This window comes from Caulobacter vibrioides (genome assembly GCF_002858865.1).
GTDB lineage: Bacteria > Pseudomonadota > Alphaproteobacteria > Caulobacterales > Caulobacteraceae > Caulobacter > Caulobacter vibrioides.
The window spans coordinates 110,361-121,734 of sequence record NZ_PJRR01000005.1 but is presented as its reverse complement, the minus strand read 5'-3'; the positions used below and the strand labels follow the sequence as shown (position 1 = coordinate 121,734).

Here is an 11,374-nt window from a genome sequence, read left to right as displayed (position 1 = left end):
TTCGACACTGGAGCACATTCCTGCTCGCGCGATGAGCGCGGCGCGTTGCGTGTTGCGCCGCACACCGATAGCTTTGTCTTAACAACGATAAGCACACGGGAGAGCTGAGGGCCGATGCAGGGGCTGATGCAGCACGGGGCGCTGACCCTCGACAAGATCATCGATCACGCCGCGATGTGGCATGGCGGCCGCGAGGTCGTCAGTCGCTCGGTCGAGGGACCGATCGTCCGCACCACCTATGGGCAGATCCGCGACCGCGCCAAGCGCGTCTCCAACGCGTTGCTGGGCATGGGGATCAAGTCGGGCGACCGGGTCGGGACCCTGGCCTGGAACACCGGCCGCCACATGGAGGCCTGGTACGGCATCATGGGCATCGGTGCGGTGTGCCACACGCTGAACCCGCGCCTGTTCCCCGAGCAGATCGCCTGGATCGCCGATCACGCCGGCGACCGCGCCATCTTCACCGACCTGACCTTCCTGCCGATCATCGCCGCGATCCTGCCGCGCCTGCCGCACGTGGAATATGTGGTGGTCTTCACCGACCGCGCGCACATGCCGGCCGACTTCGCCCCGGCGGGCGACGCGCCGCACTTCAAGGGCCTGCTCTGCTACGAGGACCTGGTCGAGCAGCACCACGCCGACTGCGCCTGGGGCGGGTTCGATGAGGGCACGGCCGCTGGCCTTTGCTACACCTCGGGCACGACCGGTGATCCCAAGGGGGTGATGTACTCCCACCGCTCGAACTTCCTGCACACCCTGATCACCCTGCAACCCGACGTGATGGGCCTGTCGCAGAAGGACGTGATCCTGCCGGTGGTGCCGATGTTCCACGCCAACGCCTGGGGCGTGGCGTTCTCGGCGCCGGGCTCGGGCGCCAAGATGGTCATGCCGGGCGCCAAGATGGACGGCGCCTCGATCTATGAGCTGCTGGACAGCGAACAGGTCACCTTCTCGGCGGCCGTGCCCACCGTCTGGCAGATGCTGCTGCAGCACCTGGAAGCCACCGGCGCCACGCTGCCCACCCTGAAGAAGGTGGTGATCGGCGGCGCGGCCTGTCCTGAGAGCATCATCCGGGCCTTCCACGACAAGTACGACGTCGAGGTGGTCCACGCCTGGGGCATGACCGAAACCTCGCCCGTGGGCACGCTGTCGGTGCTGACCGACGAGCTCTCCAAGCTGCCCTATGACCAGCAGATGCACTGGCGCCTGAAGCAGGGCCGTCCGCCGCTGGGCGTCGAGATCTGCCTGAAGGACGACGAGGACAAACCCCTGCCGCACGACGGCAAGGCCTTCGGCCATCTGAAGATCCGCGGCCCGATCATCGCGGCCGAGTACTTCCGGGGCGCCGGCGGCAAGATCCTCGACGACGAGGGCTTCTTCGACACCGGCGACGTCGCCACGATCGACGAGCATGGCTTCATGCAGATCACCGACCGCGCCAAGGACGTGGTCAAGTCGGGCGGCGAGTGGATCTCGACCATCGAGATCGAGAACATCGCCGTGGGCCACCCCAAGGTCGCCCTGGCGGCGGTGGTCGGTCAGCCGCATCCCAAGTGGGACGAGCGCCCCGTGCTACTGGTCAAGCTGAAGGAGGGCGAGACCGCCACGCCGCAGGAGTTCATCGACTATCTGCAGGGCAAGATCGCCAAGTGGTGGATGCCCGACGATGTGCTGATCGTCGACGACATCCCGCTGGGCGCGACCGGCAAGATCGACAAGAAGCTGATCCGCAAGCGCCTGGCCGAGGACGGCTACAAGCTGCCGGAGACGCCGCTGCAGCCCAGTCCGCCCGCGCCCAAGCCGACCCTGGCGGCGGCCGACGGAAGCCAGCCGGTCAAGATCTACGCGCCCGAGCCTGTCGAAGAGGTCGCGGCTGACGCTGTCTTGCACACGCCGGAGGCCGCCCGCGAAGAGGAGACCCAGCCGGCGGGGGAGCCCGTGGCGGCGTCGGAGGCCATCTCGCCCCAGACGCCGCCGCCCGAAGCCAAGCTGATCGCGGCTGAGCCTGAGGTCCAGGCCAAGGCCCCCGAGGCCCCGGCGCCGGAGGCCAAGCCGGTCTCCGCCGCCGACGCGATCATCGCCGAAGCCGCCGCCATCGCCGCCGCAGGGCCCAAGCCCGCCGCGCCGGTGACGGCCCCCGAGGCCAAGGCGTCCGAGGTCAAGGCGTCCGAGGTCAAGGCGCCGGAGGCCAAGCCGGACGCCAAGTCCGAGGCCGACGCGCCGCTGCGTCTGCACGAACCCGACAAGGCCGAGGCCCCGAAGGCCCGGCCCGTGGTCGCCGAGGCCACGCCGTTCGCCGTGCCGATCACGCCCGGTCGCAAGGGCAAGACCGCCAAGGCGAGCGACGGCAAGAAGGCCAAGCCCGGCTGGGCGTCGACCTATCTGGACTTTGCGGTCCTGGTCGCCCTGACCCCGGCGATCCTGGCCGGCGGCGGCGCTCTCGGCGTCAAGCTGGGCCTGATCGACCTGCCCTTCGGCTACAATATCATGACCCTGGACTGGGCCCCGCGCGCGGCCCAAGCCGGGATCGCGACGGGCCTGATCGGCCTGGTCATCGCCCTGTTCGCCGGCTTTGGCCGGTTGTGGAAGGCCGCGCTCCTGGCGCTGCTGATCACGGGGGCGACCTTCGGCGTGATGTTCGGGGCCAAGGCGCTGTTTGGCCAGGCCCCGCCGATCCACGACGTGGCCACCGACTGGAAGACGCCGCTTTCGTTCTCCGACGCGGCCTTGGCCGCGCGGGGCGGGACGGCGGCGCTGGTCGACGACGATCCCAGCCTGCCGGTCGGCTCGGCCGCCTTCGCTGGTCGCCGGATCGCCGAGATCAACGCCGAGACCTGTCCGGCGGCGCGCCCGCTGGTCAGCAGCCGCTCGCCCGCCGACGCCTATGAGGCGGCCAAGGCCGCCGTCCTGGCGTCCGGCATGACCCTGATCACCGACGATCCGATGGACGGTCGGCTGGAGGCGACGGCCAGCAGCTTCTGGTACGGCCTGACCGACGACGTGGTGGTGCGGGTGCGCCCGGACGCCGCCGGTTCGCGCCTCGATATCCGCTCCATCGGTCGTGACGCAGGGCCGGATCTTGGCCGCAACTGCGACCGCATCGGCGCCCTTATGACGGCGGTCAAGGCGCGCTGAGCCGTCCTCAGGCGAGGCGGTATTCAGCGTCCAGGCCCGCCTCGCCGGCCGTGACGACCCGGCCCTCGCGGACCAGCTGGATCATGTGGGCCAGCACCGAGTGGGCCGCCGCGGGATGCAGGCGCGGATCGACGGCGGCGTAGAGGCTGGGCACCATCGCCTTGATGGTGGTCGGGCCCGCGCCCAGGGCCTCCAGGATCTGGGCCTCGCGCGCCCGGCGATGGGCGACATAGGCGTCGATGAACGGCGCGACCTCGCGCACCGGCGCGCCGTGCGTGGGCCACAGCGTCTCGAACCCACGCGCCCGCACCTTGGCCAGGCTGGCGAAATAGTCGCCCATGTCGCCGTCGGGCGGGGTGATCACCGTGGTCGACCAGCCCATGATGTGGTCGCCGCAGAAGAGGGCGTTCTCCTCGCGCAGGGCGAAGCACAGGTGGTTGGAGGTGTGGCCGGGCGTCGCCACCGTCTCCAGAGTCCAGCCGGGTCCCGTCAGCACCTGGCCATCGGCCAGCACGACATCGGGGCGGAACCGTGCGTCGTCGCCTTCCTCCAGGCTGGGCCCGGCGGCCTCGCCATGATCGCTCGGCGCGGGCAGGCCATAGACCTTGGCGCCGAACGCCTGCGCCAGCGGGTGGGCGAGGGGGCTGTGGTCCATGTGGTGGTGAGTGACCAGCACATGCGTGACCCGCTCGCCGGCCAGCGCCGCCTTCAGCGCCTCGAAGTGCTCGGGCAGGTCGGGACCCGGATCGATCACCGCCACCTCGCCCCGGCCCAAGATATAGACCCCGGTCCCGGTGAAGGTGAACGGCCCCGGATTGCGCGCGATCACCCGCCGGATCAGCGGGCTGACCTGGTCGCAGCGGCCGTACTCGAACTCAAGCTCGCGGACGAAGGGGATCATCGGATCGCTCCTGCTAGAGCCCTTTCCGATCTGATTGAACCAATCAGATCGGACAAAAAGGGCTCTATTTCAAAAGTTTAGAGCATTTTTCGACCCGATAACCGTTTCACACTTATCGGAAAATGCTTTAGAGCCTCGCGCGTCAAAACGGAATCGTTTTGACGCGCGAGGCTCTAAATCAAACACTTAGAGCGTGATTGCCGCCGAAACCGCTCACACTTTCGGCTATCACGCTCTCGGACGGCGCCGGTCTTGCGCTGGGGTTCTCCAGTACCCGAGGGAGAACCGGCCATGGCGGCGGACGCGGCGATTTTTGTGTCAAAACGGCTCCAGCGCGCGGCCTTCGCCATCCTGTGTATCATGCTGGCCCAGTTTGTCCTCGCCAGCTGCGAGGCCGAACCGACGCCGATGGCGGCGCGCGAGTCCGCCGCCTTCTAAAGCTCTAGACGGGCAGCACGCCCGACAGGTCGTAGCCCGCCTCAAAGCCCTGGGCGACCAGGGTCTCACGATCCACGCCCGCCAGCGCCTGACCGATCGACCAGGTGACGATCGAGCGCGTGCCCGAGCGGCAGAACGCCAACACCGGGCCGCCCGCGGCCTCGAACGCCGCGCGCATGATCTCCACCTGGTCCGGGGTCGGACCGCCGCGCACCGGCACATGCAGATAGTCCATGCCTGCGGCCCGGGCGGCCGCCTCGACGCTTGCGCTGGGCGGCTGGCCGGGGTCCTCGCCATCGGGCCGATTGTTGATCACCAGCACGAACCCTTCGGCGGCGGCGCGCGCCATGTCGGCCGGATCGACCTGCGGGCTGACGGACAGGGATTCGGTGACGAAACGGAAGTCGCTCATGCGGGTCGGGTCTCAGGTACGCGCGGCGCGATTTCACCGCCCGGACATCTTCGCCAGCATGCGGCGCCTAGGCAATGGGCGGCGATCATATCGACCTGCCCAAGGTGGAGGCTTCGGCGCAAGAACGTTGCTCAAATCCGCCGGGACAATAAAACAGATTTGTGAAAAATCAGATCTTCCCGGCATCAGATTGGCGGAAGTCAAGATTGTCCGGGGTCGTATTCGCGTCTTGCCTTTCGAAAAAGATCGCTATCGAACGGTGTTTCGGGAGCGGAAAATAGCCTAGAAAAAACAGCCTCATGTTTGTGAGCGCGTGCTGTTTTCGATGCTTGCGTATCCATATTGAGCAATGATTTTCCGAAAAGCGTTCCGCATGTGGCGATTTTGCGACAGGGGGGTCGGGATAATGATTACTTTTTTGCAATCAGAATTGACCCTCGCCCGATCCACCCCCTAACGTCGCTGCAACCGGAAGGGTTTGTTCCGGGACACATGTGATTGCGTGGTGGATTTACAGCGGATTTCGGCTCGAAAACGGACAGGTCGCTGAGGGGCTTCTTGTTCGGCTAACCGCTGCCAACACGTTCAGAGGGGACTAAACAGCATGAATTCGACCAAAAGCAGCGCGCGCGCGCGCCTGCTCTCCAAGGGTGCTAGCCGCCTGGCTCTCGGCGTGGCGCTCAGCGTCATCGTCGCCGGCTCGGCCTTCGCGCAGTCGCAAGGTGCGCTGCGTCTGACCATCACCGGTTCGACCGGCCAGCCGGTCGCCGGCGCGACCGTGGTCATCAAGTCGCCGGACAGCCTGGTGAGCCGTACGGCCACCACCGACGCCGACGGCAAGGTCCGCGTCAGCGGCCTCGACCCGGCCACCAACTACACGGTCTCGATCGTGGCGTCGGGCTACAGGGACTTCACCGCCGACAACGTCGCCGTTTCGGCCGGTAAGGACCTGTCGTCGGGCTACGCCCTGGCTTCGGACGAAAACGCCGTTGAGCAGATCGTCGTCACCGGCCGTTCGCTGGCCGCCGTCGACGTGACCTCGGCCACCGTCGGCACCACCCTGACGCTGGGCATCGTGGAATCGCTGCCCACCGGCCGTAACTATCAGAGCTACCTGCAGCTGGTTCCGGGCGTGAAGCCCTCGAGCGGCGGCAACCCCGCTTCGCGCTCGGGCGTCAACTATTCGGACGTCGGCGGCACGATCGGCGCCTCGACCGACAACGTCTATTATCTGGACGGCGTCAACGTCACCGACCCGCTGACCGGCACCTTCGGTTCGAACATCAACTCGGAAATCATCCAGGAACAGCAAGTCACGGTCGGCGGTCTGCCGGCTGAATCGGCGGGCGGTTCGGGTCTGGTGTCGCGCGTCGTCACCAAGTCGGGTTCGAACGAGTGGCACGGCTCGCTGAACTACTACCTGCAGAACGACAAGCTGGTCGCCAAGGACAAGCACTCGACCTCGGGCGGCTTCAAGACCTACGACACCGCGTTCACCCTCGGCGGCCCGATCATCAAGGACAAGCTGTGGGTCTTCGGTTCGTACCAGAAGAAGCATCGTTCGGACGAAGTGCTGGATCCGGTCACGGGCGCGGTTCGTCGTAACGTCACCCGAGACGAGAAGTACGCCTTCTTCAAGACGACCTGGCAGATCACCGACAATGATCGTCTGACCGGTACGTTCTTCAACGACCCGACCGAAATCAGCGGTTCGCGTTCGGCCTCGACGCTGAACAACCGCGACTCGGCGACCAAGCAGGGCGGCGACAACTACAAGGTCGACTACAGCCGTACCTGGGGCGATCTGCTGATCAACGCCTACTACTACAACCACAAGGCCGAGCTGACGACGCTGGCTGCTGACCAGAGCATCCGCAACACGGTCAATTTCCGTGGCGCGGGTTCGACCCAGGCTCAGCGCGAGCTGGGCGGCGCCGGCGCCAACAGCGAAACGCACCGTAACTCGGAAGAGTGGGGCGCCAAGCTCGAGTACTATCTCGACACCAATTACGGCAGCCACACCTTCAAGGGCGGCTACGCTAAGACCGACAACATCTACAAGCGCAACGCGACCGTTCCGGGCAACGCGACCTACACCTCGATCGCTGCGGCGTTCGCGGGCCGTAACTTCCTGGACTACACGACCGCAACGTCGGGCTGGACCGCCCGTCCGTTCGCCGCCGGCGATATCCCCCGCATTCAGGCGGCGATGTCGGCCAGCCCCAACGCCGCTTACTTCCGCGGCCTGCTGGACACCAACACCGACGGCACGATCTCGGCCGCCGAAGTCAACGCTCTGACCTTCACCAGCACCGCGGGCAACCCGGGCAGCCAGGTCAACGCCTACCGCGCCCTGCGCACGGTCGACGCGCCTTACTCGATCAAGAGCCAAGGTGAGACCGCCTACCTCCAGGACACCTGGACGCTGAACCAGCTGACGCTCACCGCCGGCCTGCGCGCCGAAAAGTGGAGCCACTTCAGCTCGGCCGGCGACAAGCTGTTCACGTTCGACTGGGAACTGGCTCCGCGCGTCAGCGTCGTCTACGACGTCAAGGGCGACGGCCGCAGCAAGGTCTACGCGTTCTACGGCCGCTACTACGACCCGATCCGTTCGGACATGGCCAACTTCGCCGGTAACCTGACCGGCCCGGTCACCGAAGAGCAGATCTACATCGGCAACCAATGGCTGACCTTCCGTACCCGCGGCGGCGCCGTGGTTCCGGACTCGGTCTTCGGCCCGGCGACCAAGACGCCCTACACCGACGAGTTCATGGTCGGTGGCTCGACCACCATCGGTTCGAGCATCGGCGTGTCGACCTCGCTGACCCGCCGTATCACCAAGGACATCTTCGAAGACTACGATCTGGCCCTGTACTCGGATCCGACCTGCACCGTGGCCAGGTGCGCGGCTCTCGCCGAAGCATCGCCGGGCACGCCGTTCTACCTGCCGTACTCGTACTTCGGCTTCTCGTCGGCCCCGAACGCCAACTACGTTCTGGGCACCCTGGCCGGCGGCAAGCGCGAGTACACGGGCTTCGAACTGACGGTCACCAAGTACAAGACCGGCAACTGGCAAGGCCAAGCCTCGTACACCCGCAACTGGGCCGAGGGGAACACCAACTCGGACGGCAACGCCGACTACCAGGGCGACTGGATCGCCGTCGATCCGCGCGCGCCGAACATGTGGGGCCCGCAAGCTGGTAACATCAAGCACCAGTTCAAGGCCTACGGCTCGTATGACTTCGACTTCGGTCTGCAAGCCTCGGCCGTGTTCAACTGGAACAGCGGTTCTCTGTTCACCCCGGCTGAACCGGTCTCGGGTCGTTACTTCGCGCCGCAAGATGCCGCTTACCTGTTTGGCGGCGTCATCGATACCTACACCAAGCCTGGTCTGGTCGGCAGCGAGAAGAACCCGGCTTACTACACGTTCGACATGCGCCTGCGGTACCAGCACGAAGTGCCGGGCCTGGGCGGCAAGGTCGAGTTCTTCCTCGACGCGTTCAACATCCTGAACAAGCAGTCGGCGACGAGCGTGCAGAAGCTGTTGGCCGGCGACGGCACCTACGCCTACAAGCAAGCCAACGGTTGGGTCGAACCCCGCCGCTTCTACCTGGGCGCCCGCTACTCGTTCTAATCGAACGAGCAGTCCGCTCTAAAGTTGAGCGCCGGTGCGAAAGCACCGGCGCTTTTCTTTTGGGCGGCCTTGGGGTTCGGCGTTGGTCGGGGTGAAGCTGCGTTGGCTGCGTTGGCTGCGTTCGTTCGGCGGATCCAGGATCCTTCTCCCCTTGCGGGAGAAGGTGTCGGCGGAAGGCTGACGGATGAGGGGTCTCGCGGGCCTCTCCGGATAGGGCTTTCAACCCCTCATCCGACCTGCTTCGCAGGCCGCCTTCTCCCGCAAGGGGGGAAGGATGAGGTCTAGGCGTGTTCAGCGACAGAGCTCCCCTCATCCTGAGGTGCGAGCCGAAGGCGAGCCTCGAAGGACGCACGGCGTCGGCCTCCCTTCGGCGTTTCAGCCGCGCCCCATCACCCACGAAAAAGCCGCCCGGCGCGAACCGGGCGGCTTGGTCGTTCAGCGGATGGGACCGTCCCCTACCGCACCGGCATGTCGGCCAGCACCGAGGCGCCGCCCGGGGTCGAGCGCAGACGGGCCTTGGCCATTTCGTCGAGGATCGCCTGCGAGCGCGGGTCGCCCAGCACCCAGGCGGCGGCCGCCATGGTCTTGGCCGAGGTCTCCGAGACGCCGAGGAACTTCTCGAAGGCTTCGAACGGCGAGGCGCCGCCCTGCATGTGCTTGATGCGGATGTCGCCCTTGACCTTGGCCAGCGCCTTGGCCTTTTCCACCGCCTCGTAGTAGCCGCCCAGTTCGTCGACCAGGCCCAGTTGCTTGGCCTGTTCGCCGGTCCAGACGCGACCCTTGGCGATCTCGCGCACCTTGGCGGGCGGCAGGTTGCGGCCCTCGGCCACGCGGGTGATGAAACCGGCGTAGATCCGGTCCATCCAGCCGGCGAACTTGGCGCGTTGCTCGGGCGTGAAACCCTCGCCGGCGCCGAAGGCCTGCGAGTAGTCGGCGCCCACATGCAGGTCCTTGGTGTCGACGCCGAAGCGCGCCAGGGCCTCGCCGATGGCGAACTTGCCGCCGTAGACGCCGATCGAGCCGGTCAGGGTCGAGGGCTGGGCGATGATCGAGTCGGCCTGGCTGGAGATCCAGTAGCCGCCCGAGGCCGCATAGGTCCCCATGCTGACCACGACCGGCTTGCCGGCCTTCTTGGCCGCTTGCAGGGCCGCCAGGATCTGTTCGGAGGCCGTATCCGACCCGCCGGGCGAGGAGACGCGGAAGACGATCGCCTTGACGTCCTTGTCCTCGGTCGCGGCGCGGAACGCCTGGGCAACGTCGTCGGAATAGACATTGCTGTCGCCGCCGAACGGCGAGGCGCTGGCGTCGGTGCCGGTGATAATCGCGCCCTCGGCGCCGATCACCGCGATGGCCGGACCGCTTTTCACGGCGGTGGGCTTCGAGCGCGAGGCGTAGTCGTCGAAGTCGAGCAGCTTGGCGCCTTTGCCGGCCTTCTCCAGGGCGAAGGCCTGGATGTCGCTGACCTGGCCGACCTTGTCGATCAGCCCCTTAGCCTGGGCTTCCTGGGCGATATAGGGGCCGCCTTCCAGCGTCTTCATCAGCTTGGTCGGATCCTGCTTGCGATCGACCGCGGCGCTGGTCAGGGCCGTACGATAGACCGAGCCCATCCACGACAACGTCGATTCCCGGTGGGCGGGCGTATAGTCGCTGTGAAGATAAGGATTGACCGCGTTCTTGTACTCATAGCGCTGCTCGTACTCGGCCTTGACGCCGTACTTGTCGAAGAAGCGCTTGAAGAACATCGACTCCGACGAGATGCCGACGGCCTGGAAGCTTGAGTCAGGCTGCATCCAGAACTCGCTGGTGGCCGCGCCCAGCATATAGGTCGAGGTCACCATGCCGGAGGGGTAGAGGCCCTGGCTGTGGGCGTAGATCGGCTTCTTGCCGACCTCGCGGAAGTGCTTGAACGCCAGGCGCAGCTCGTCGGCGGCGGCCGGGGCGACGCCGCCCTCGGGCAGGCGCACCAGGATGGCCTTGACCTTGTCGTCCTTCTCGGCGCGGCGCAGGGTTTCGATGACCGAGATCACCGAGCCGCCGCTGGAGCCGAAGGCCGCGAAGGGGCTCTTGGGTTCCTGATCCGAAAGACCGCTGCGCAGGTCCAGTTGCAGGACGGCATGGGCCGGGACGGGCGCAGGTCGCGCGGCGCCGGCGGCCATCGCGATCAACAGGAAGGGCACTCCGACCAAGAAGAGGAGGAGGCCGACGAACACGCCGGCGACGGTCAGGAAGAACTGCTTCATCGGAGGTCCTGCTTGCGAAACCGCCGCTAAGCTAACCGCTGTTGGGGTTGCAACCAAATGAAGAGCGCGCAACGTGAGGCGCTTTTGTCATGCGAAACGCCAAGCGCCGCTTTCGCGGCGCCGAGGGCTTTGTTTTTAGAGGATTTTCCCGCCTCTGGCTGGCGGGGAGGAAATGGTCGGAGTGGCAGGATTTGAACCTGCGACCCCTGCGTCCCGAACGCAGTGCTCTACCAGACTGAGCCACACTCCGACTTGGAGGCCGGCCTTATAGGTGGGTGTTCCGGGGGGCGCAAGCGCCTTTTTGCAGGTTGGTCGGGAGGCCTGAAAAAAGTTCTGAAAAGGTCGTTGCATCCATCCGAGTCGTGAGCTATCTCCACCGCCTCGCCGGGCCCCGAGGGGTCTCGCCGTTCCTGCTGGGGAATGGTGTAATGGTAACACTGCGGTTTTTGGTACCGTCATTCTAGGTTCGAGTCCTAGTTCCCCAGCCACTTCTCCTCATCGATTGCTCTAGATGCCGAAGTCTTTACAGACCACGGCGCTCTAGACCTTGCATCCGCGGCAAGTGCGACTGCGTAGTAAGGCCCAGAGGGACCGCCCGCAGGTTGCGAGGGCGG

The 11,374-nt window shown here is 66.1% G+C and carries 6 protein-coding genes and 2 tRNA genes; 4 read left to right on the top strand and 4 right to left on the bottom strand.

Translation table 11 applies throughout. The features are described 5' to 3' along the window. The first annotated feature begins 114 nt into the window (after positions 1-114). The gene (locus CVUC_RS02065; protein ID WP_096032709.1) at positions 115-3,135 is read left to right on the top strand and encodes a long-chain-fatty-acid--CoA ligase; all 3,021 of its coding nucleotides are present in this window, start codon (positions 115-117) and stop codon (positions 3,133-3,135) included. 7 nt (positions 3,136-3,142) lie between these two features. Here CVUC_RS02065 and CVUC_RS02060 read toward each other — a convergent pair whose 3' ends face one another. Further along, the gene (locus CVUC_RS02060) at positions 3,143-4,036 is read right to left on the bottom strand and encodes an MBL fold metallo-hydrolase (RefSeq protein ID WP_096032710.1); all 894 of its coding nucleotides are present in this window, start codon (positions 4,034-4,036) and stop codon (positions 3,143-3,145) included. 291 nt (positions 4,037-4,327) lie between these two features. Between CVUC_RS02060 and CVUC_RS02055 the strand changes: the two genes are divergently transcribed. Next, a complete protein-coding gene (locus CVUC_RS02055) occupies positions 4,328-4,474 on the top strand; it encodes a hypothetical protein (protein ID WP_024265645.1) in 147 nt (48 codons plus the stop codon). A gap of 4 nt (positions 4,475-4,478) precedes the next feature. Here CVUC_RS02055 and CVUC_RS02050 read toward each other — a convergent pair whose 3' ends face one another. Beyond that, positions 4,479-4,886: a TIGR01244 family sulfur transferase gene (locus tag CVUC_RS02050; protein WP_096032711.1), complete on the bottom strand. Its 408-nt coding sequence runs from the start codon at positions 4,884-4,886 to the stop codon at positions 4,479-4,481. Positions 4,887-5,490: 604 nt separating this feature from the next. Here CVUC_RS02050 and CVUC_RS02045 point away from each other — a divergent pair. Further along, a complete protein-coding gene (locus tag CVUC_RS02045; protein ID WP_096032712.1) occupies positions 5,491-8,520 on the top strand; it encodes a TonB-dependent receptor in 3,030 nt (1,009 codons plus the stop codon). Positions 8,521-8,975: 455 nt separating this feature from the next. Here the strand turns inward: CVUC_RS02045 and sppA are convergent, their stop codons facing one another. Then, the gene (gene sppA, locus CVUC_RS02035) at positions 8,976-10,760 is read right to left on the bottom strand and encodes a signal peptide peptidase SppA (RefSeq protein WP_096032713.1); all 1,785 of its coding nucleotides are present in this window, start codon (positions 10,758-10,760) and stop codon (positions 8,976-8,978) included. 173 nt (positions 10,761-10,933) lie between these two features. Then, positions 10,934-11,010, bottom strand: a tRNA-Pro gene (locus CVUC_RS02030). 164 nt (positions 11,011-11,174) lie between these two features. Between CVUC_RS02030 and CVUC_RS02025 the strand changes: the two genes are divergently transcribed. Beyond that, positions 11,175-11,248 (top strand) — tRNA-Gln (locus tag CVUC_RS02025). Positions 11,249-11,374 lie beyond the last annotated feature (126 nt).

Excerpts from the sequence above, each read along its gene's own strand:
- CVUC_RS02065 (WP_096032709.1), top strand. The coding sequence starts at position 115 with ATGCAGGGGCTGATGCAGCACGGGGCGCTGACCCTCGACAAGATCATC.
- CVUC_RS02060 (WP_096032710.1), bottom strand. The coding sequence starts at position 4,036 with ATGATCCCCTTCGTCCGCGAGCTTGAGTTCGAGTACGGCCGCTGCGAC.
- CVUC_RS02055 (WP_024265645.1), top strand. The coding sequence starts at position 4,328 with ATGGCGGCGGACGCGGCGATTTTTGTGTCAAAACGGCTCCAGCGCGCG.
- CVUC_RS02050 (WP_096032711.1), bottom strand. The coding sequence starts at position 4,886 with ATGAGCGACTTCCGTTTCGTCACCGAATCCCTGTCCGTCAGCCCGCAG.
- CVUC_RS02045 (WP_096032712.1), top strand. The coding sequence starts at position 5,491 with ATGAATTCGACCAAAAGCAGCGCGCGCGCGCGCCTGCTCTCCAAGGGT.
- sppA (WP_096032713.1), bottom strand. The coding sequence starts at position 10,760 with ATGAAGCAGTTCTTCCTGACCGTCGCCGGCGTGTTCGTCGGCCTCCTC.